Origin of the sequence: Pseudomonas sp. CNPSo 3701 (assembly GCF_028674975.1) — a bacterium.
GTDB lineage: Bacteria > Pseudomonadota > Gammaproteobacteria > Pseudomonadales > Pseudomonadaceae > Aquipseudomonas > Aquipseudomonas straminea.
Map to the genome: position 1 here is coordinate 100,609 of NZ_JAQZSI010000002.1, position 21,377 is coordinate 121,985.

Consider the following 21,377-nt stretch of genomic DNA (forward strand, 5'->3'; position numbering starts at 1 on the left):
AAAACCCACAAATCTTGCCACTATTCAGGCGATGGGCAGCTTTTCCAGAAAACGCATCAGCAGGCTCTCTTCGCTGCGCAGCCCCTTGCGTGCAGCCGCCAAGCGCAGGTCAGCCAGAGCGCCGGCATGGAAGGCTTCGATTAGCGCCGGGTGGATGTAGCATTTGCGGCACACCGCGGGCGTGTTACGCAGCTCTTCGGCGACCTGTTTGACCATGTTCACCACATGCTTCTTGGCCGAGCTTTCCGGCTGCCATTCCAGTTCGCGCAATAGTGTCAGCGCCAGGGCGCTGCCGGCCCAGGTGCGATAATCCTTGGCGGTGAAGTCGGCGCCGGTGAGTTCGCGCAGGTAGTTGTTGACGTCCGTCGAAGTCACCGTGTGGCGCTCGCCGCCGGCATCCAGGTACTGGAACAGGTGCTGGCCCGGCAGCTCCAGGCATCGGCGAATGATGCGCGCCAGGCGACGGTCGCTGACCTCCACTTCATGCTCGATGCCGCTTTTGCCGCGGAAATGGAAGCGGATGGCGCTGCCTTGTACCTCGACATGCCGGTTGCGCAGGGTGGTCAACCCGTAGGAGCGGTTCTCCTTGGCATAACGTACGTTGCCGATACGAATCAGCGTGTTGTCGAGCAGGGTGATCACCGTGGCCATGACCTTTTCGCGGCCATGCTCGGGCAGCAGCAGGTGCTGTTCCACGGTCTGGCGCAGTTTCGGCAGTGCCTTGCCGAACATCAGCAGGTTGGCGTACTTGTCGGTATCACGCACTTCACGCCAGCGCGGGTGATAGCGGTACTGCTTGCGCCCGCGGGCATCGCGGCCGGTCGCCTGCAGGTGACCTTTGGGGTCAGTGCAGATCCACACGTCGACATAGGCCGGCGGTATCGCCAGCGCATTGATGCGGGCGATCTCTTGGGCGTCACGGATGCGTTCGCCATTGGACTCGAAATAGCAGAACTTGCCGCGTAGCTTGCGGCGGGTGATGCCGGGCCTGCTGTCGTCGACGTAATTTAGGTCGTTGGGCAGTTCGGGCGTTATCGACAGGCTGGTCATCGCGTTGCGCTCCCGATCATGCCGCGAGCAGGCAGTAGAAAACCACCGACGGATACGGCGACGCGATACAAGAGGGGCGGCAGAATCAAGAAGAGGTTTTGCATGCCGATCAGCTCATGACAACAGTTAAAGACTTAGCCCTTGGAATGCGAGGGTAAGTTCAGACTTTAACGGATGCGCCGGCGCGAACGGATAAAGGCGGGGAGGGGTATAACGTTGAGACAAGTTGCCGCACCCGAAGGTACGGCAACTGGCAAAACAACTGCCGAGGAATTATTCCGGCATGCTCCAAGGGGCGAGATCGAAGCCCTTGCTGCTGAGCTCATCACGGGATTTTTTCAGGGCCTTGGCCAGCTCCTGAGGGTCGCTGTAGATGCTGCTGGTCAGTTGCGCACGATCGATCAACGGTGTGTTGGTGCGGTCGACGATGGTCAGGCTCAGTACGCCTGTACCGTCCTGCGGCGCCCAGGCCACGCAGTGGAAAGGTTGAAAGGCGCGGTCGGCAATCAGCAGTGCATCATTGAAACGCAGCGAAGCGTTCATGGGGTCGGTTCTCCGAGGGTTTCCCAATGATTCATAGTGTCAGCGAGCTTGTTTAACGCTGACGTTCCTAGCTGTTGATGTTTCGATGAGGCCTGCAAGTCACATCCAAATTAATTAATTTTCAAAAAAACTGAAAATCATCTTGTGAAGTTGACGGGCATCAAGGTTTTCAAGTGTGGCGGCACGCCGTTGGGCCGTGCACTTAATGTTTAACCACAGAAAATGGCATCAACACCAAATAGGAAAATGGCCCAGCTAATCAGTTCCGTTAAGCTCAGATTTTTTATTAATAGGGGCAGTCGTTTAACTTGCTTAAAACAATCTGTGGCGGTTTTCTGACTGCCGTCTTGGGCGCCCGGCAATGGCCTGCGAAGCGTTATAGCGCGACCAGTCGATCGGCCAGGTGCCCCGTCTCGGTCAGTTCGAGAAATTCGTCGCCCATGCGCCGGCTTTCGTCCATGGCCTGGCGCCAATAGCGCTCGCGTCCGGCGTCGTCGCTCAGGAAGCGGGTGAAATCCTTGCGATCCGGCAGCTTTCCGTAGGGCAGGCGCGCCAGGTAGTCGCGCGAAGGCGCCAGTAGCAACACATCCTGCAAGCGCATGGCATCGCCACGGCGCCAAGGCATACCCTTGTCGAACCAGCCGGGAATGATGCGATCAGTGAAGTGAGGATAGAGCACCACGTCATCGCCGCTGTAGGGCAGGTCGAGGTGGTAGTCCAGCAGGCCGCCGTCGCGGTAGGTGCCGGGGCCGGCGCCGGGAATGTCGCGCACGCCCTGCATCACGAAGGGGATCGAGCCGGAAGCCAGCAAGGCGTGGCGCAGGTTGCCGACATCCAGGGGCAGGCAACGTGAGGGAAAATCGGTCAGCGGATGCAGCGGCGGCGCCAGGCGAGCGTCATGCAGGATCACCCTCTCGAAATGACGAGCCAGACGCGGGCGACCGAGCAGGTTGCTGCCAATCACCGACGACAGACCAAGACCCAGAGAGCGGCGGTCGTCTTCAGCCAGTCGGCCGTGGCTTTTCACCACGACGATGTTGAGCCGGTAATGCGGATTGTCGAGTACGGCTGCATCCTGCTGTTGCAGCAACTCGTCGAGCATCTGCACGCAGCGTGCGCTCACCTCAGCGATGCTCACGCCCTTGGCGAAGCGCATGCCGGTATACAGCTCGCCAAGGCGCTGCAACGCCGCGGCAGGGTCTGGCAGGCAGGCGCTGGCGAAGCGCCAGGAGCCGATGGACGCGCCGATGAGCGAGCGTTCCCTCGGCGCTCTTGCCAGCCAGTCACCGAACAGCGCGATATCCAGGCCCTGAATGCCCAGCGCCTTGGGGCCGCCTGCTGCGCCTGGTAGGGTGCCAACATCATCAGGCTGCAGGCCGCGTTCGCGAATGCGCGTCATCGCACGCTGGCCGACCTTGAGGGTGAGGGCAGGGAATTTGATCTGAATGGCGCTCATGCCAACCTCCGCAGAAGAGGCGCCAGTATAGAGATGTGGAGCGCGTGGGTCTGTGGGTCAATTCAGGTTGAATTAAGTCGTTGCCCTTAACCTGAGCATCGTCGAAATACGATTACTCAGGAGATCACCATGAAGAAATTGACTGCCCTGTTCGCCATCGCCGCCCTGACTACCGCCGCCGGTATCGCTCAAGCCCGTGACCTGGGCCCGGATGAGGCGCTGAAACTGCGTGACGCCGGCACCATCCAGTCGTTCGAGAAACTCAACGAGGCTGCCCTTGCTGCCCATCCCGGCGGTAAACTGGGCGACACCGAACTCGAGGAAGAATACGGCCGCTACCTCTATCAGGTAGAGATCCGCGACGCCCAGAACCGCAAATGGGACGTCGAACTGGATGCTACCAACGGCACCATCCTCAAGAACCACCAGGATGATTGATGAAAGGCAATGGTGTTTTTCGCTACATCTGCATCGTCTCGCTGGCCGCACTGACCTGTGCGGCCAGCGCTCGTGATCTTGATCAGGACGAAGCGCGGGATCTGCGTCTGAGCGGCGTGATCCTGCCGCTCGACCAGCTGATGCGTGCCGCCCTGGAACGCTACCCCGGCGCGACCCTGCTCGAAGCCGAGCTGGAAGAGGAGGACGATGTCTTCGTCTACGAAGTGGAGCTGCTGACCCGCGAGGGCGTGGTTCGAGAGCTGGAAATCCATGCCCACGACGGCAAGATTCTGAAGGATGAGGTAGACGACTGACATGCGCCTGTTGCTGGTTGAAGACCACGTACCGCTTGCCGATGAACTGACCGCCTCGCTGACCCGCCAGGGTTATGCCGTGGACTGGCTGGCCGATGGCCGCGACGCCGTGTACCAGGGTGCCAGTGAGCCCTATGACCTGATCATTCTCGACCTCGGTTTACCCGGCAAACCGGGCCTCGAGGTGCTGCAGGAGTGGCGTCAGGGTGGCCTGGTCACCCCGGTGCTGATTCTCACCGCCCGCGGTTCCTGGGCCGAGCGCATCGAAGGCCTCAAGGTCGGTGCCGACGATTACCTGACCAAACCCTTCCATCCGGAAGAACTGCAGTTGCGCATCCAGGCGCTGCTGCGCCGTGCCCGCGGCCTGGCCAACCAGCCGCAACTGCAGGCCGCCGGCTTGCAGCTGGACGAAAGCCGCCAGTGCGTCAGCCGTGGCGACGAGCAAATCGAACTCACCGCTGCGGAATTCCGCCTGCTGCGCTACTTCATGCTGCATGCCGGGCAGATCCTTTCCAAGAGCCACCTGGCCGAACACCTGTACGACGGCGAGACCGAGCGCGACTCCAACGTCATCGAGGTGCACGTCAATCACCTGCGCCGCAAGCTCGGTCGCGAGGTGATCGAAACTCGCCGCGGCCAGGGCTATCGGTTCACCGGTAGCGCCGCTTGAGGTCGATCCAGCGACGCCTGAGCCTGGGGCTGATCAGCGTACTGCTGATCATCGGCCTGTTGCTGGCGCAAACCTGCCTGTGGCTGTTCGACAGTAACCTGCGCCGCTACATGCAGACCGGGCTGGAGGAGGAAGCGCAGTCGCTGCTGATTGCCCTGGTACGCGGGCCGTCAGGCATCCAGCTCGACGAATCGCGACTTGGTGCAGCCTATCACCGGCCTTATTCGGGCCTGTATTTCCGCATCGATTTTTCCGACAAGAGCTGGCGCTCGCGCTCGCTGTGGGACAGCGAACTGCAGCCTTCTCTGGTCGATGGCCTGCAACCGGAGTTGCAGGATGGCCCCCAAGGCCAGGTACTGGTGGCATTTCGTGGTGAATACCGGCGCTTTGGGCAGGACCTGACCATCACCGTGGCCCGCGATTACACGCCGGTGCTCGATAGCTTCCGGCGCGTGCAGCGCATCGGTCTGGGGTTGGGGCTGGGCAGCTTGGCGCTGATCCTGTTTCTGCAGCGCATAGCGGTAGGTCGCGCCCTACGCCCGCTTGAACAGACCCGCGTGCAGATCGCCCAGCTGCAGCAGGGCCAGCGCTCGGAACTGGACGAGCAGGTGCCCGAGGAGCTGGAGCCGCTGGTCGAGCAGATCAATCACTTGCTGGCCCATACCGAGGAAACCTTAAAGCGCTCGCGCAACGCCCTCGGCAACCTCGGCCATGCGCTGAAGACGCCCTTGGCGGTGCTGGTCAATCTGGCCTCGCGGGATGAACTGCGTGCGCACCCCGAGCTGCGCGATAACCTGCTCGAACACTTGCAGCAGATCGAGCAGCGTATTGCTCGCGAACTTGGGCGCGCGCGCCTGGCTGGCGAGGCGCTGCCCGGTGCGCATTTCGATTGCCAGCAGGAGCTGCCGGGGCTGTTCGCCACTCTGGGCATGATCCACGACAGTGGTATCGAACTCAGCTGGCAGGCTTCGCCGCCCGATCTGCGGCTGCCGCGTGACCGGGAGGATCTCTTGGAGTTGCTCGGCAATCTGCTGGACAACGCCTGCAAATGGACGGACAGCCAGGTGCGGCTGACTGTCGAACGCACTGACAAGGCCTATGTGTTGAGCGTTAATGATGACGGGCCGGGTATCGACAGCGAGCGCCGCGATGAAGTGCTCAGCCGCGGCATTCGCCTGGACGAGCAGACCGCGGGTCACGGCCTGGGGCTGGGCATCGTGCGCGACATCGTCGATGCCTGGGACGGCAGCATTTCGCTGCACGACAGCGAATTGGGCGGTTTGCAGGTCCGCATCGAGCTGCCGCTGCGCGCGCGTAATTGCGCCTAATAGAATTCCCGGGTTTCGCTTCGCTCTACCCGGGCTACGAAGGCGGATCACCCGGGGTGATCCGCCTCGCGGCTTACATGCCGTTGGTAAAGGCCGGGTTGCCCAGGTCGATGCTGGCACGCACGGGTTTCAGCGCTTCGCCGTACTTGGCCAGAATATCCAGCGTGTAATCGATACGGGCGCGGATGCGACTGTCGTCCTCGTCCGCCGGTTGCACGTCGTTGAGCACCTTGGTCACCGCGCGAATGATCAGGTGCTCGGGCAGGTAGTTGATCCGGCAGTTCTTGTAGCTGGAGCTGCGCAGCTCGGCAATCGGGCTGCCACCGCCGATGCCCGACGACACGCCGACCAGCAGGCCGGGCTTGTGGGCCAGTTCGGCCTTGCTGGCATAGATGAAGAAGTTCTTGATCGCCGGGCCGGCCATGCCGTTCCACTCCGGTGCGATCACCACCACCGCGTCGGCGCGTTGCAGACGCGGGCCGTAGTCGGCCCAGGCGCCGGCATCTTCGGCCGGCCACAATGGCAGCGGGCCAGTACCGAGGTCGATGACCTGGCTGAGCTCGGCATTGGTCTTGCCCAGGGTGATCAGGCGTTGGCGCAGGAATTGGGCGACCTTGGCGGATTGGCTGTCAGGGCGGCTTGAGCCGGCGATCAGAACGATATCGAGCATGTGCATCCTCCGTTGATAAAGGACGTGAAGCTAACATCGGCGGTTAGCGCCGCAAAGGACGTTTGTGCGATTTGCTCCAAGCCTTCACTGCTTCAAGCCAGCAGCGTTTTTGACACTAAGGTCCGCTTGCGGCAGAGTGCGACGCTTTTTGTAGCCCGCCATCCCTGGCGGCAACCCCATGGGCCCTGGCGAGCGATGTGAGAAGTCGCTCCTGGATTGGTGGCCTGCCTTTTCCGGCAGCCACCTGATTGCGCCGCGCCCATGGCGATTCGAGGAGCTTTTTCATGAACGCTGTCATCGCCGCCGTCGCCATCATGCTGATTCTCAGTCTCTGCCGCGTGCACGTGGTGGTATCGCTGATCATCGGTGCCCTGGCAGGTGGCATGATCGGCGGTCTGGGCATGGAGGGCTCGTTGGCAGCCTTCAACAAGGGCCTGGGCGGCGGCGCTACCGTGGCGCTGTCCTACGCCTTGCTCGGCGCCTTCGCGGTGGCGATCGCCAAATCCGGCCTGGCCCATGCGCTGGCAGACAAGGCGCTGGTGATGGTAGGGCGGCAGGACGAGCAGGGCGGCGGGGCGCTGAAGTGGGTACTGCTGGGGCTGCTGCTGGTCGTGGCGATTTCGTCGCAGAACATCCTGCCGATTCATATCGCCTTTATCCCGCTGTTGGTGCCGCCGCTGCTCTACGTCATCACCCGCCTGCAGCTAGACCGCCGGTTGATCGCCTGTGTGCTGACATTCGGCCTGGTAACGCCCTACATGTTTCTGCCAGTGGGCTTTGGCAATATCTTCCTCAACGAGATTCTGCTGGCCAACGTGGCGCGCAGCGGCATGGACGTGAGCGGTGTGAACGTCAGCCACGCCATGCTGATTCCGGCCATCGGCATGCTCGTCGGCCTGGCGTTGGCGCTCTACAACTACCGGGGCAAGCGCAGCTACGATCTGGAACGGGTCGAGCGTACCGAGCGGGTGGATGTCAGCTACAACACGCGCAGCCTGATCGTCGCCGGCGTCGCGGTGGCGATCGCCTTCGCTGCGCAGCTGTGGCTCGATTCGATGATCATCGGCGCGTTGCTCGGTTTCGTGGTGTTTTCCGCCTCGGGTATCGTGCGCTGGAAGGAAACCGACGGCCTGTTCACCGAAGGTATGAAGATGATGGCGATGATCGGTTTCATCATGATCGCCGCCTCCGGTTTCGCCGAGGTGATGCGCGAGACCGGGGAAGTGAAGGGGCTGGTCGATGCCAGTGCAGCGCTGATCGGCGACAGCAAGGGCCTGGGCGTGCTGATGATGCTGCTGGTTGGTCTGGTAGTGACCATCGGTATCGGCTCGTCGTTCTCCACGGTGCCGATCATCGCGGCGATCTTCGTGCCTCTGTGCGCGCAGCTGGGCTTCAGCCCGTTGGCCACGGTGTGCATTGTCGGCGTCGCCGGGGCCATCGGCGACGCCGGTTCGCCTGCCTCGGACTCGACCCTGGGGCCGACAGCGGGCCTCAACGTCGACGGCCAGCACGACCACATCTGGGACACCGTAGTGCCTACCTTCCTGCACTACAACCTGCCGCTGCTGGCATTCGGCTGGGTTGCAGCTATGGTGCTGTAACAGGCGCAGTCATGCGCTGGCTGTGGCGGACTTTCTTAAGGTTTTGCCAGTGGCTGCCGATGACTGGAGTAGAAGCCATCGTCTGGCTTTGCCTGGTCATAAGGAAAACAAAAATGCGCCTGACCTTGAAAGCCAAAGTCATCTTGTTGGCCCTGGTTCCTGTTCTGCTGTTTGCCGTGGTGCTCAGCGGTGCCGCCGCCAAGGTGCTGTACAGCCTTTCGGAGGACGAAGTCAGCGAAACCCGCGAGCGACTGCTCGACGAGAAACGCAACGAGCTGCAAAACTACAGCGCCATCGCCATGGGCGCCGTGCAGAGCCTGTATGACGCCGCGCCGAATGGCGACTTGGAAAGCCGCAAGCAGGCCATCGCCATCCTGTCGAAGATCAAATATGGCAAGGACGGCTACTTCTTCGGTCATGACTCCAATGTAGTGCGCCTGTTTCGCAGCGACAGCCCCGTGGACGTCGGCAACAGTCTGAACGACCGGCGTGACGTCAATGGCGTCTATGTGAACCGCGAGCTGGTGCGCGTCGCCAAGGACAATACCAACTTCGTCAACTATTCTTCGCCGCTGCCCGGCAACGAAGCTGTTCAGGTGCCCAAACTCGCCTACAGCTACTATCTGCCCAAGTGGGACATGGCCCTAGGCACTGCGGTGAACCTGGACGGCGTCGAGGAACAGATCGCTGAGGTGCGTGCCGGCATTGATCAGCGGGTGAGTACCATCATCACCAGCATCTTGATCATCGGTGCGGTACTGCTGGTGATCTTCGGTGTGGTCGGCGGCATTCTGGCCAACACCTTTCTACGTCCGCTGCAGCAGATCAAGGCCAACCTCGACGACATCGCTGCCGGCGATGGCGACCTGACCAAGCGCCTGCCGGTCACCAGCCGTGACGAACTGGGCGAGCTGGCGGGCTCGTTCAACCGCTTCGTCGACAAGGTGCATGGCCTGGTGCGGCAGATCAGCGAAATGACCGGACACCTGACCGAACTGGTCAGTCAGGTGGCTGCCCAGGCGCAGCGTTCCGAGCAAGCCATGGAGCGGCAACGCCATGAAACCGATCAGGTGGCCACGGCTATCAACGAGATGTCCGCCGCAGCCCACGAGGTGGCCAAGAGCGCCCAGGGCGCTGCCGAAGCGGCGCAGCAGACCGACCGAGAGGGGCAGGTGGCCAAGCAGGTGGTTGACGGCAGTATCGAGCGCATCCATTCGCTGGTTGGCGACATCCGCGGCAGCGGCACGTCGCTGGACAGCCTGCAGAAGGATGTGCACTCCATCGTCAGCGTGCTCGACGTGATTCGCTCCATCGCCGAGCAGACCAACCTGCTGGCGCTCAACGCGGCTATCGAAGCCGCCCGTGCTGGGGAAGCCGGCCGTGGTTTTGCGGTGGTGGCCGATGAGGTCCGCGCTTTGGCCAGCCGCACCCAGCAAAGCACGCAGGAAATCCAGGGCATGATCGACCGCCTGCAGAGTGGTACCCGCGACGCGGTCAATTCCATGCGCCAATCCAGCGATGCCGGCGAGCTGACCAGCGAGCAGGCCAACAAGGCCGGTGCTTCGCTGGACGCCATCGCTGGGCTGATTGGCACCATCAACGCCATGAACGCGCAGATCGCCAGTGCTGCCGAGGAGCAGACCGCGGTGGCCGAGGAGATCAACCGCAGCGTGCACCAGATTGCTGGCGCGGTGGACAGCGTCGCCGACGAAACCCGTCAGGGCGCCGAAACCGCGCGCAACCTGGCGCAGCTCGGTCAGGGCCTGCAAAATCTGGTGGGGCAATTCCGTATCTAAGGCCGCGAAGTGAGCAAGGACGCTCGCCCCGCCAATAAGAGTGCACTTTGTCGGCAGCAGGGGAGACTAACGGGCATACCCCCTTGTGTGACCGGACCATGCCGACGACTTCCCTAGAAAAGAAAGCTTTCATCCTCCTGCTTGCTCTGGTGACTATCGCCTTCATCTGGATACTGCTGCCGTTCTACGGCGCGGTGTTCTGGGCGGTGGCGCTAGCCGTGGTGTTCGCTCCGCTGCAGCGTCGCCTGGCTCGGCGAATCGGTGGGCGCGGCAATCTGTCGGCCCTGCTGACGCTAATCGTCTGCCTGCTGGTGGCGATTCTGCCGGTGATCTTCATCACCTCGGCGATGGTCGCCGAGGGCACCAGCATCTATCAGCGCATCGACTCCGGCGAACTGGACGTGGGCGCCTACGTGACCAGCACCAAGGAAATGCTGCCGCCGTTCCTGCAGCGGCAGATCGACCGCGTGGGAATGGGCAATATGGCCGATCTGCAGGAAAGCATCACCAGCGGCGCCGCTGCTGGTAGCCAGTACCTGGCAACCAAGGTGTTCGCCATCGGCCAAGGCACCTTTCAGTTCGTGGTTAGCTTTTTCATCATGCTCTATCTGCTGTTTTTCCTGCTGCGCGATGGCCAGGAGCTGGTACGCGACATTCGTATGGCCGTGCCGCTGGGCGACAACACCAAGCGCCGCCTGCAGATCAAGTTCACCCGAGTAGTGCGTGCCACCGTGAAAGGCAATATCGTCGTGGCTGCCGTACAGGGCGCGCTGGGTGGTTTGATTTTCTGGATACTGGGCATTCCCAGCCCGCTGCTGTGGGGCGTGCTGATGGCCTTCCTGTCGCTGTTGCCAGCGGCCGGTGCCGGTATCGTCTGGGCGCCGGTGGCGGTGTACCTGCTGCTTAGCGGCGATATCTGGCAGGGCGTGGTGCTGACCCTGTTCGGGGTACTGGTGATCGGCCTGGTGGACAATATCCTGCGCCCGATTCTGGTCGGCAAGGATACCCGGATGCCCGATTACCTGATCCTGATTTCCACCCTCGGCGGCATGGCCTTGTTCGGCCTCAACGGCTTCGTGTTGGGTCCGCTGATCGCTGCATTGTTCGTTGCCAGCTGGAACCTGTTCGCCGGCGGCAAGAAGATCGTCAGGTTGCCCGAGTAATTTCCCGCTTCACCCTAAACGGCTGCCCGAGTGCAGCCGTTTTTCGTTATCACGCACGGTCTTAACGTCCCGTAGCCTAGGTAGCGCGAAGCAAACTCGGGGTCTTCGCCCTGCGAAGTCTTTCGTCGCCAATCCTGCGCATCGCTTCGCTCAGCAGCAGGCTACGAAAAGCACTATTACCGAAATCTGTAGGCTGGGTGAAATCCGGGGAGCAGCTGCCAGACGTTTTAAGGAGGCTCGCACCCATCACACATAAACAAAAACGGCTGCCCTGATGCAGCCGTTCTTTCATGACGCGACTCTGATCAGAGCGCGACAGCAGCCAGGCCGGCCTGCTGGACCAGATCCAGCAGCGGCTGCGGGTAAACGCCGAGCACGAAGGCCAGGGCCGCCACCAGCATCAGCATGATGCCGCCGGCACGTTGGCCCCAGTTGAACGGTGCATCGTGACGCTGCAGGTTCGGCTCGTTGAGGAACAGGGTCACCATCACGCGCAGGTAGTAGAACACTGCGATGGCGCTGCCCAGAACCAGTGCGCCGATCAACCACCACAGTTGCGCCTGCACACCCGCGGCGATCACGTAGAACTTGCCGATGAAGCCTGCAGTGAGCGGAATACCGGCCAGCGACAGCATCATCACGGTCAGCACCGCGGTCAGGTATGGGCGGCGCCAGAACAGGCCGCGGTACTCATACAGCGCGTCGGCGTCACGGCCGTTGTAGGGCGTCGACATCAGGGTGATCACCCCGAAGGCGCCCAGGCTGGTCAGCACGTAGGTGGCCATGTACACGCCGATGGCTTCCACGGCCAGGCCCTTGCTGGCAATCAACGCCACCAGCAGGTAACCGAAGTGGGCGATGGACGAATAACCGAGCAGACGCTTGAGGTTGTTCTGCACCAGGGCCAGCAGGTTGCCGAACAGGATCGAGGCGATGGCGATGACCGTCAGCAGGTCGTTCAGCCAGCCGCCGGCGGTGGCCGGGGAGAGCTGATACAGACGCAGCAGCACGGCGAATACCGCGACCTTGCTGGCGGTTGCCAGGAAGGCGGCCACTGGCGCCGGGGCGCCTTCGTAGACGTCCGGCGTCCACAGGTGGAAGGGCACCATGGACAGCTTGAACGCCAGACCGATGAGCATCATGCCGATACCGATCTGCACCAGCTGGCTGCCGCTGGCACCGGCCAGGCTGGCACCGATCTGGGCGAAGCTCAGGCTGCCGGCGTCGGCATACAGCAGCGCCATGCCGAACAGCAGGAAGGCGCTGCCGGCGGCCGACAGCACCATGTACTTGATGCCGGCTTCCAGCGAACGCTTGTTGAAGTAGGCATAGGCGATCATCCCGTAGGTCGGTACCGAGAGCAGCTCCAGACCGATGAACAGGCCCGCCAGGTGCTCGGTGCTGACCAGCACCAGGCCGCCAGCCGCGGAGAGCAGCAGCAGCAGGTACATTTCTTCGCGGTTGCGCGGGTAGCCCTTGGTCTGCCCGTCATTGACCTTGGCCTCGCCCAGGTAGGCGTGGGTGAGGGTGACGCACGCCAGGGTGGCGATCAGCACCAGCGCCATGTAATAGCAGGCGAAGGTGTCGATCTGCATCAGCGGGGTGACCTGCAGCGGCGTGACGCCAATGGTCGGCAGCAGCGACAGCAGGGCCGCGTTGAGGCCGATCACCGACAGCACGAAGGTCATCGAGTGGCTACGCTTCCAGGCGATGGCCAGCATGACCACCACCACGGTGGCGCAGGTTACCAGCAGCGGCAGCAGGGCGATCAGGTGTTGGGTGGAGAATTGCACAGCATGATGTTCCATAAATTTTAACCCTTACCGGCCCGAGGCGAGTTGATCGAGAGCGCCACTGAACCACTGCTGCACGCCTTGCATGCTGGCGGCAGAGGTGTCGAGCACCGGCTGCGGGTAAACGCCGAGCAGGATCAGCAGCACCGCGAGGCACAGCACCATGCTCAGTTCACGAAATTGCAGGCCCGGCAGCGGGCTGTCGTTCTTCACCGGGCCGAAGTGGGCGCGGTGAATCATGATCAGCGAGTACACGGAGCCCAGTACCAGGCCGGTCGCCGCGATCACGGTGACCCACGGCGCGGTCGGGAAGCTGCCGATCAGGATCAGGAACTCGCCGACGAAGTTGCCGGTGCCCGGCAGGCCCAGTGCAGCAGCCGCGAAGAACAGGCTGAGTGCCGGCAACCAGGACATGCGTGCCCAGATGCCGCCCATCTCGCGCATGTCGCGGGTGTGCAGGCGCTCGTAAAGCTGGCCGCAGAGGATGAACAGCGCCGCAGCCGAAAGGCCGTGGGCCATCATCTGCACCACCGCACCCTGCAGGGCGATCTGGCTGCCCGAGTAGATGGCGATCAGCACGAAGCCCATGTGCGACACGCTGGAGTAGGCCACCAGGCGCTTGATGTCGGTCTGCGCGAACGACAGCAGGGCGCCGTAGATGATGGCGAACACGCCCAGGTACATGGCGATCGGCGCGAACTCCGCCGAGGCATTGGGGAACAGTGGCAATGAGAAGCGTAGCAGGCCGTAGGCCGCGGTTTTCAGCAGGATACCGGCGAGGTCCACCGAGCCTGCGGTCGGCGCCTGGGCGTGGGCGTCCGGTAGCCAGGAGTGCAGGGGCACCACCGGGAACTTGACCGCGAAGGCGATGAAGAAGCCCAGCATCAGCAGGTATTCGGTACCTTCGGACAGCTCGGTCTTGAGCAGGTCGGCATAGTTGAAGGTGAATACGCCGGTCTGGTTGAAGTGCACGAACACCAGGCCAAGAATCGCCACCAGCATCACCAGACCACTGGCCTGGGTGAAGATGAAGAACTTGGTGGCCGCGTTGATGCGGCTCTTGCCAGGGCTGCCGCTATGACCCCAGAGCGCGATGAGGAAATACATCGGCACCAGCATCATTTCCCAGAAGAAGAAGAACAGGAACAGGTCGATGGCCAGGAACACGCCGACCACGCCGCCGAGGATCCACATCAGGTTGAGGTGGAAGAAGCCCACGCGCTTCTGGATCTCGTTCCACGAGCACAGTACCGACAGCACGCCGAGCAGGCCGGTGAGGGTGACCATCAGTACCGACAGGCCGTCCATCGCCAGGTGGATGCTGATGCCGAAGCGCTCGATCCAGCGCACCTGGAATTCGTGCGCCCAGCGTGGCTCGGCACCCGGCGCAGGCGCCAGGCTAAAGTCACCGGTGCCCCACAGCCACAGGCCGAGGCCGAACAGCAGGGACATGGTCAGCAGCGCGATCCAGCGCGGCAGGGTTCCGCCGAAGCGCTCCGCCTGCCAGCACAACAGGCCGCCGATAAAGGGGATCAGGATTAGCCAAGGCAGAATCATGACGGGCGAGTTTCCTTAGAAAAAGTATTCGGGATCATCGGTCAGGCCAGCAGCACAGCAGCGAGCACCAGCACGGCGCCCCCGGCGATGGAGATGGCGTACCAGCGCAGATGCCCGGTTTCGCTGCGGCTCAGCACGCCATGACCACCACGCACCAGGCGCGGGACGATGCCGATGGCACCGTCGATCGGGTCACGGGCGAGCAACCGGCAGAAGAACAGGTAGGGCTGCACGAAAATCTTGTCGTAGAGCCAGTCGAAGCCCCAGGCGGCGAACCACCAGGCCGACAGGAAACGACCCGGCGCGCTGCTGGCGACGGCGTTCACGAAACTGCGCTTGCCGAGGAACAGCATGGCGGCCAGCAGGATACCGGCCAGGGCGATGCAGCCCGAGACGATTTCCAGGCTGTGCTTGGCCTCGCCACCGGCATGGCCGGCGCTCTGCGGCAGCACGCCAGCCAGCGGCGGGGTGATCCAGGCACCGATGAAGGTCGACAGCACGATCAGCACGATCAGCGGCAGGTTGTGGGCGATGCCATGACCGGCATGGGCATCGGTCTTCTGCTCGCCATGGAAGGCGATGAAGATCAGCCGGAAGGTGTAGATCGAGGTCATGAAGGCGCCCAGCAAACCGGCGTAGAGCAGGCCGGAATTACCGCTGGCGAAGGCTTCCCAGAGAATCTCGTCCTTGGAGTAGAAGCCCACGGTGATAAGCGGCAGCGCCGCCAGGGCCGAGCCGCCGACGATGAAGCTGGCATAGGCCAGCGGCAGCTTCTTCCACAGGCCACCCATCTTGAAGATGTTCTGCTCGTGGTGGCAGGCGTGGATCACCGAACCGGAAGCGAGGAACAGCAGCGCCTTGAAGAAGGCGTGGGTCATCAGGTGGAAGATCGCCGCGTCCCAGGCACCCACGCCCAGGGCCAGGAACATGTAGCCGATCTGGCTCATGGTCGAGTAGGCGAGGATGCGCTTGATGTCGGTCTGCACCAGAGCGGCAAAACCCGCCAGCACCAGGGTCACGCCACCGACGATGCCGACCAGCCCGAGAATCTCCGGGGTCAGCAGGAACAGGCCATTGGTACGCGCGATCAGGTAGACGCCCGCGGTGACCATGGTGGCGGCGTGGATCAGTGCCGAAACCGGGGTCGGGCCGGCCATGGCGTCGGCCAGCCAGGTCTGCAGGGGCAGCTGGGCGGATTTACCGACCGCGCCGCCGAGCAGCATCAGGGTCGCCAGCCACAGCCAGGTATCGCCGGCTGCGTACTTCTGCGGGGCCAGAACCATCAGTTCCTGGATGTTCAGGGTGCCGAGGTTGAGGAACAGCAGGAACAGGCCGATCATCAGGAACACGTCACCGATGCGGGTAACGATGAACGCTTTCAGCGCCGCATTACCGTTGGGCACGTGCTTGTAGTAGAAGCCGATCAGCAGGTACGAGCACAGACCGACGCCTTCCCACCCGAAGAACAGGGTCATCAGGTTATCGCCCAGCACCAGCAGCAGCATGCTGAAGATGAACAGGTTGGTGTAGGAGAGGAAACGCGAGTAACCCTCTTCACCGCGCATGTACCAGCTGGCGAACATGTGGATCAGGAAGCCCACGCCGGTGACCACGCCGAGCATGGTCAGCGACAGGCCGTCCAGGTACAGGGTGAAGCTCGGCGCCAGGCCGTCGACGCTCATCCACTGCCACAGGGTCTGGGTGTGAACGCCGTCTGCCGGTGGCGCGACGTTGAACTGCCACATGATCCAGGCGGTGGTCAGGGCCGACAGGCCGACCGAGCCGACACCGACGATCGCGGCAGCGCCTTCGCTCAGGCGGCCGCGGGAAAAGGCCAGGATGAACCAGCCGATCAGTGGGAACAGGAGTGTCAGGAATAAGAGGTTCATCCGCGCATCTCGCTGGCTGCGTCGATATCGAGGGTGTGGAAGCGGCGATACAGCTGCAGCAGGATCGCCAGGCCAATGCTCGCTTCGGCGGCGGCCAGGGCGATGACCAGAATGAACATGATCTGCCCGTCCGCCTGGCCCCAGCGCGCACCGGCGACCACGAAGGCGAGGGCGGCGGCGTTCATCATCACTTCCAGGCTCATCAGCACGAACAGGATGTTGCGGCGCACCATCAGGCCAACCAGGCCGAGGCTGAACAGCACGCCGGCCAGCGCCAGGCCGTGCTCCATTGGAATACCGTTCATGGCGTAGCATCCTTGATGTCGTTACGGCCCAGGTGATAGGCGGCGACCAGTGCGGCCAGCAGCAGCATGGAGGCCAGCTCGACGGCCAGCAGATATGGGCCGAACAGGTGAATGCCCACGGCCTTGGCATCAACCGTGGTGTGGCCGATGGTGGCGCCGCTCGGTACGGCGAACAGCACGTACAGCAGCTGACCCAGCAGCAGCGCGGAGAGCAGCGCCGGGCCGATCCAGATGCCCGGGGTCAGCCAGGTGCGTTCCTGCTGTACCGAGGCCGGGCCGAGGTTGAGCATCATCACCACGAACACGAACAGCACCATGATTGCACCGGCGTAGACGATGATCTCCAGGGCACCGGCGAACGGCGCGCCGAGGCTGAAGAACACCATGGATACGGCGAGCAGCGAGATGATCAGGTAGAGCAGGGCGTGCACCGGGTTCTTGCCGGTGATCACGCCAAAGGTCGAGGCAACCGCGACCCCTGCGGAGAAGTAGAAGGCGAATTCCATTATGGCAACAACCCCTTGACGTTGATCGGCTCGGCTTCGTCCTGCGCGGCGCCTTTCGGCTTGCCGGCGATGGCCATGCCGGCCACGCGGTAGAAGTTGTAGTCCGGGTTCTTGCCGGGGCCGGAGATCAGCAGGTCTTCCTTCTCGTACACCAGGTCCTGACGCTTGAACTCGCCCATTTCGAAATCCGGGGTGAGCTGGATCGCGGTGGTCGGGCAGGCTTCCTCGCAAAGGCCGCAGAAGATGCAGCGCGAGAAGTTGATGCGGAAGAAGTCCGGGTACCAGCGACCGTCTTCGGTTTCCGCCTTCTGCAGCGAAATGCAGCCCACCGGGCAGGCCACGGCGCACAGGTTGCAGGCTACGCAGCGTTCTTCGCCGTCGGGGTCGCGGGTCAGTACGATGCGGCCGCGGTAGCGCGGCGGCAGGTAGACCTGTTCTTCCGGGTATTGCAGGGTGTCGCGCTTGCGAAAGCCATGGCCGAAGACCATGACCAGGCTGCGCAATTGGGTCGCGGTACCGACCAGTACGTCCCAAATATATTTGAACATCACTCGCTCCTTACTGGGCCGTGGCCAGCACGACGGCGCCGGTCACCAGCAGGTTGATCAGGGTCAGCGGCAGGCAGAACTTCCAGCTGAAGGCCATGACCTGGTCATACCGCGGGCGCGGAATGGACGCGCGCAGCAGGATGAAGATCATGATGAAGAAGCAGGTCTTGATCGCGAACCAGAAGAACGGGATCTGCGGCAGAATGCCGAACGGACCGTGCCAGCCACCGAAGAACAGGGTTACCAGCAGCGCGGAGATGGTCACGATGCCGATGTATTCACCGACGAAGAACATGCCCCATTTCATGCCGGCGTATTCGATGTGGTAACCGTCGGCCAGCTCCTGCTCCGCTTCCGGCTGGTCGAAGGGGTGACGGTGCGTCACGGCCACGCCGGCGATGAAGAAAGTACAGAAGCCGAAGAACTGCGGAATGATGAACCACAGGTTCTGGGCCTGGTAATCGACGATGTCGCGCATGTTGAACGAGCCGACCTGGGCGACGATGCCCATCAGCGCCAGGGCCAGGAACACCTCGTAGGAGATGGTCTGGGCCGAGGCACGCAGGCTGCCGAGCAGGGCGAACTTGTTGTTGCTAGACCAGCCGGCGAACAGCACGGCGTACACCGAAAGACCGGCCATGGCGAAGAAGAACAGAATGCCGATGTTCAGGTCCGCCACGCCCCAGTTGGGGGTGATCGGGATGATCGCGAAGGCCACCAGCATGGCGCCCATGGCGATGATCGGCGCCAGGGTGAAGATCAGCTTGTCGGCGAACGGCGGCGTCCAGTCTTCCTTGAAGAACATCTTGAGCATGTCCGCAGCGAGCTGGAACATGCCGAACGGGCCGACCCGGTTGGGGCCGTAGCGATCCTGCCACCAGCCGAGCAGGCGGCGTTCGACGAAGCTCAGCAGTGCACCGCATACCACCACGGCGAGCAGGATGACGATGGCCTTGAGCACTTCCTGGATGATGTCGAGCAACTGTGGAGTCAGCCAACTCATTGCGCGGCCTCCCCAATGTTGCTCACGGCCGCGCCAGAGATGGCCGCCGGAATGCCAGCCAGGCCGACCGGCAGGCCGACCAGGCCGATGGCCAGTTCTTCAGTGACGCGCAGCGGCAGGCGCAGGTTCTGGCCGTTGACGCTCAGTTGCAGCAGTGCGCCGTCGTTGACGCCCAGGCGATCGGCTTCATCCTTGGCCAGCGCCACGTAGGCTTCGGGTGTGCGCTCGGCGATCGGCGCGGCGCGCGAGGACATTTCCTCGCTACCGAACAGATGGTGCAGCGGCACGGCCTGCCAGGTGCCTTGGGCCGGGTTGAAGGCCGTCGGTGCATTGAACCAGCCCAGGCTCGCGCCCTTGGCTTCGATCAGGCGCACGCCGGGGTCGCCGGCACGCAGGTGACCACCGACTTCATCCTGGAACTTGTTCCAGGCCTGAGGCGAGTTCCAGCCTGGCGACCAGGCGAACGGGATCTGCTGACGGTCTTCCTTGCTGCCCGAGTAGCCTTCCATGGAGAAGGCAAAGGCGCTGTCCTTGTCCTGGGGCTGACGCGGCTCGTGCACGCTGATGTTGGCGCGCATGGCGGTACGACCGCTGTAGCGATGCGGTTCACGGGCCAGCTTGAGGCCCTTGATGCGGAACGAGGCGCTTGGCGCGGCATCACGGATGCCGGCCAGCTGGGCGGAGCTGTCGGCGCAGGCCGCGGTGACCTGGTCGAGCTGGGTCCAGTCGACGACGCGATTGTGCAGCGTGCTGTGCAGCGCGTGCAGCCAGCGCCAGCCTTCGCGCACCAGAATGTTGGCGTCGTAGTAGGACGGGTCGTAGACCTGGAAGAAACGCTGGGCGCGGCCTTCCTGGCTGACCAGGGTGCCGTCGCCTTCAGCGAAGCTGGCAGCCGGCAGCAGCAGGTGCGCCTTGGCGGTGGTGGCGGTGCTCTGGTGATCGGCGACGATCACCACCTTGGTGGCGGCCAGGGCGGCGTCCACACGGGCGGCATCGGCGCGGTGATAGAGATCGTTCTCCAGCACCACCAGGGCGTCGGACTGACCGGAGGTCAGCGCTTCGAGGGCGTCGTCCAGGCTGTTGCCGGCGAACTGCTCGCCCATCAGCAGAGCCATGCCCATGCTGTTGGCTTCCGGCACCACCAGGCTGATGGAGCCGTTCTTCTCGCGGTTCTTCAGGGCGCTGGCGATGTTCGCGGCGGCTTCGATCAGCGCGCGATTGCCCAGCGAGGCGCCGGAAACGATCAGCGGGCGCTTGGCGTTGAGCAGCGCTTCGGCGATGCGTTGCACCAGCTCGCCGGCCTCGGCTTCCAGGCCTTCGACGGCCGGGGCGCTCGGATCGATGGCGTGGGCCACCGCGAAGCCGATGCGCGCCAGGTCATCGGGCGCGGCGTGTACGCACTGCTCGGCGACGTCGTCGAGGCGAGTGGCGGTGACGCTGGCGATGAACAGCGGATTGAGCGCGTGCTGGGCGACGTTCTGCACGGCGGCCATGTGCCAATCCTGGATCTTCGCGCCGGCAGCGATCTCGGTGGCCTTGCCCTTGACCGACTGGCGCAGGGCCAGAGCGACGCGGGCGGCGGTCTGGGTGAGGTCTTCACCGAGCACGAACACCGCGTCGTGGCTCTCGATGTCGCGCAGGGTCGGCACCGGCAGCGGCCCGTTCTGCAGCACGTCGCGGATAAGGCGGATGTTGGCCTGCTCGGCCGCGGCGATACCGGAGTAGAAGTTGCCAGCGCCGACCAGCTCGCGCAGGGCGAAGTTGCCCTCCAGGCTGGCACGCGGCGAACCGATGCCGATCACCTTGCGCCCCTTGAGCAGGGCAGCAGCCTGATCCAGTGCGGCGTCCAGGCCCATCTTCATCTTGCTGAGCATCATCACCGGCTGACGCGGACGGTCTTCACGGTTGACGTAGCCATAGCCGAAGCGGCCACGGTCGCACAGGAAGTACTGGTTCACCGAGCCGTTGAAGCGGTTCTCGATGCGGCGCACTTCGCCGTAGCGCTCACCCGGGCTGGTGTTGCAGCCGCTGGAGCAGCCATGACAGATGCTCGGGGCGAACTGCATGTCCCACTTGCGGTTGTAGCGTTCGGAGTGGGTCTTGTCGGTGAACACACCGGTCGGGCAAACCTCGACCAGGTTGCCGGAGAACTCGCTTTCCAGGGTGCCGTCTTCGACGCGGCCGAAGTACACGTTGTCGTGGGCGCCGTAGACGCCCAGGTCGGTGCCGCCGGCGTAATCCTTGTAGTAACGCACGCAGCGGTAGCAGGCGATGCAGCGGTTCATCTCATGGGCGATGAACGGGCCGAGCTCCTGGTTCTGGTGGGTGCGCTTGCTGAAGCGATAGCGACGGGCGTTGTGGCCGGTCATCACCGTCATGTCCTGCAGGTGGCAATGGCCGCCTTCCTCGCACACCGGGCAGTCGTGCGGGTGGTTGGTCATCAGCCACTCGACGACGCTCTTGCGGAAGGCCACGGCCTCTTCGTCGTCGATGGAAATCCAGCTGTTGTCGGTGGCCGGCGTCATGCAGGACATGACCAGGCGGCCGCGCTTGTCGTTTTCGTCGCTGTACTGCTTCACCGCGCACTGGCGGCAGGCGCCAACGCTGCCGAGCGCCGGGTGCCAGCAGAAGTAGGGGATGTCGAGACCAAGGGACAGACAGGCCTGCAGCAGGTTGTCCGCACCATCGACTTCGAGATCTTTGCCGTCTACGTGGATAGTGGCCATTTTTCTTCAGTCTTCGTTTGC

General features: G+C 63.1%; 19 protein-coding genes. 7 read left to right on the forward strand and 12 right to left on the reverse strand.

All coding sequences use genetic code 11. From position 1 onward, the window contains the following. Positions 1-24: 24 nt before the first annotated feature. The 3 genes from PVA39_RS07280 to PVA39_RS07290 form a co-directional block, all read right to left on the reverse strand. The gene (locus PVA39_RS07280; RefSeq protein WP_274123521.1) at positions 25-1,050 is read right to left on the reverse strand and encodes a DNA topoisomerase IB; all 1,026 of its coding nucleotides are present in this window, start codon (positions 1,048-1,050) and stop codon (positions 25-27) included. Between the two features lie 273 nt (positions 1,051-1,323). After that, positions 1,324-1,593 (reverse strand): hypothetical protein, encoded by a 270-nt coding sequence (locus PVA39_RS07285; protein WP_070887438.1) that lies wholly within the window; start codon positions 1,591-1,593, stop codon positions 1,324-1,326. 376 nt (positions 1,594-1,969) lie between these two features. Then, positions 1,970-3,049, reverse strand: a complete 1,080-nt coding sequence (locus PVA39_RS07290; protein WP_274123523.1) for a patatin-like phospholipase family protein — start codon at positions 3,047-3,049, stop codon at positions 1,970-1,972. A gap of 129 nt (positions 3,050-3,178) precedes the next feature. Between PVA39_RS07290 and PVA39_RS07295 the strand changes: the two genes are divergently transcribed. From PVA39_RS07295 to PVA39_RS07310, 4 genes are read left to right on the forward strand one after another with little or no spacing between them, the layout of a single operon-like run. Beyond that, positions 3,179-3,487, forward strand: a complete 309-nt coding sequence (locus PVA39_RS07295; RefSeq protein WP_274123524.1) for a PepSY domain-containing protein — start codon at positions 3,179-3,181, stop codon at positions 3,485-3,487. Beyond that, entirely contained in the window at positions 3,487-3,801 is a 315-nt protein-coding gene (locus PVA39_RS07300) for a PepSY domain-containing protein (RefSeq protein ID WP_027905349.1), read from the forward strand. Before PVA39_RS07295 ends, PVA39_RS07300 begins: the two co-directional genes overlap by 1 nt. A 1-nt stretch (position 3,802) precedes the next feature. Next, positions 3,803-4,471 (forward strand): response regulator transcription factor, encoded by a 669-nt coding sequence (locus PVA39_RS07305; protein ID WP_013791393.1) that lies wholly within the window; start codon positions 3,803-3,805, stop codon positions 4,469-4,471. Next, complete coding sequence (locus PVA39_RS07310; protein ID WP_274123525.1) at positions 4,468-5,799, forward strand: sensor histidine kinase; 1,332 nt, start codon at positions 4,468-4,470, stop codon at positions 5,797-5,799. Before PVA39_RS07305 ends, PVA39_RS07310 begins: the two co-directional genes overlap by 4 nt. Before the next feature lie 73 nt (positions 5,800-5,872). Here the strand turns inward: PVA39_RS07310 and PVA39_RS07315 are convergent, their stop codons facing one another. After that, on the reverse strand, positions 5,873-6,469 hold the full coding sequence (locus tag PVA39_RS07315; RefSeq protein WP_274123526.1) for an NADPH-dependent FMN reductase: 597 nt from the start codon (positions 6,467-6,469) through the stop codon (positions 5,873-5,875). Between the two features lie 284 nt (positions 6,470-6,753). Here PVA39_RS07315 and PVA39_RS07320 point away from each other — a divergent pair, with 284 nt between their 5' ends. From PVA39_RS07320 to PVA39_RS07330, 3 genes are all read left to right on the forward strand, one after another. Further along, on the forward strand, positions 6,754-8,070 hold the full coding sequence (locus PVA39_RS07320) for a Na+/H+ antiporter family protein (RefSeq protein ID WP_274123527.1): 1,317 nt from the start codon (positions 6,754-6,756) through the stop codon (positions 8,068-8,070). Between the two features lie 113 nt (positions 8,071-8,183). Next, positions 8,184-9,866 (forward strand): methyl-accepting chemotaxis protein, encoded by a 1,683-nt coding sequence (locus tag PVA39_RS07325; protein ID WP_274123528.1) that lies wholly within the window; start codon positions 8,184-8,186, stop codon positions 9,864-9,866. A 98-nt stretch (positions 9,867-9,964) separates the two neighbouring features. Then, the gene (locus PVA39_RS07330; protein WP_274123529.1) at positions 9,965-11,029 is read left to right on the forward strand and encodes an AI-2E family transporter; all 1,065 of its coding nucleotides are present in this window, start codon (positions 9,965-9,967) and stop codon (positions 11,027-11,029) included. Between the two features lie 305 nt (positions 11,030-11,334). On the opposite strand, the gene nuoN is transcribed toward PVA39_RS07330, so the two are convergent. The 8 genes from nuoN to nuoG are packed head-to-tail and all read right to left on the reverse strand — an operon-like array spanning position 11,335 to position 21,356. After that, positions 11,335-12,822 (reverse strand): NADH-quinone oxidoreductase subunit NuoN, encoded by a 1,488-nt coding sequence (nuoN, locus tag PVA39_RS07335; protein ID WP_274123805.1) that lies wholly within the window; start codon positions 12,820-12,822, stop codon positions 11,335-11,337. A 27-nt stretch (positions 12,823-12,849) separates the two neighbouring features. After that, complete coding sequence (nuoM, locus tag PVA39_RS07340) at positions 12,850-14,379, reverse strand: NADH-quinone oxidoreductase subunit M (protein ID WP_147175810.1); 1,530 nt, start codon at positions 14,377-14,379, stop codon at positions 12,850-12,852. Positions 14,380-14,420: 41 nt separating this feature from the next. Continuing rightward, entirely contained in the window at positions 14,421-16,268 is a 1,848-nt protein-coding gene (gene nuoL / locus PVA39_RS07345; RefSeq protein ID WP_274123530.1) for an NADH-quinone oxidoreductase subunit L, read from the reverse strand. Further along, positions 16,265-16,573 (reverse strand): NADH-quinone oxidoreductase subunit NuoK, encoded by a 309-nt coding sequence (gene nuoK, locus PVA39_RS07350; RefSeq protein ID WP_027905359.1) that lies wholly within the window; start codon positions 16,571-16,573, stop codon positions 16,265-16,267. The genes nuoL and nuoK overlap by 4 nt, the downstream gene beginning before the upstream one ends. Continuing rightward, complete coding sequence (gene nuoJ / locus PVA39_RS07355) at positions 16,570-17,079, reverse strand: NADH-quinone oxidoreductase subunit J (protein WP_027905360.1); 510 nt, start codon at positions 17,077-17,079, stop codon at positions 16,570-16,572. The genes nuoK and nuoJ overlap by 4 nt, the downstream gene beginning before the upstream one ends. After that, the gene (nuoI, locus tag PVA39_RS07360) at positions 17,079-17,627 is read right to left on the reverse strand and encodes an NADH-quinone oxidoreductase subunit NuoI (RefSeq protein ID WP_027905361.1); all 549 of its coding nucleotides are present in this window, start codon (positions 17,625-17,627) and stop codon (positions 17,079-17,081) included. The genes nuoJ and nuoI overlap by 1 nt, the downstream gene beginning before the upstream one ends. Before the next feature lie 10 nt (positions 17,628-17,637). Further along, complete coding sequence (nuoH, locus tag PVA39_RS07365; protein WP_013791405.1) at positions 17,638-18,630, reverse strand: NADH-quinone oxidoreductase subunit NuoH; 993 nt, start codon at positions 18,628-18,630, stop codon at positions 17,638-17,640. Further along, positions 18,627-21,356 carry an NADH-quinone oxidoreductase subunit NuoG gene (gene nuoG, locus PVA39_RS07370; RefSeq protein ID WP_274123531.1) on the reverse strand — a complete coding sequence of 910 codons (2,730 nt, stop codon included), beginning with the start codon at positions 21,354-21,356 and terminating at the stop codon, positions 18,627-18,629. Before nuoG ends, nuoH begins: the two co-directional genes overlap by 4 nt. Between the last annotated feature and the right edge of the window lie 21 nt (positions 21,357-21,377).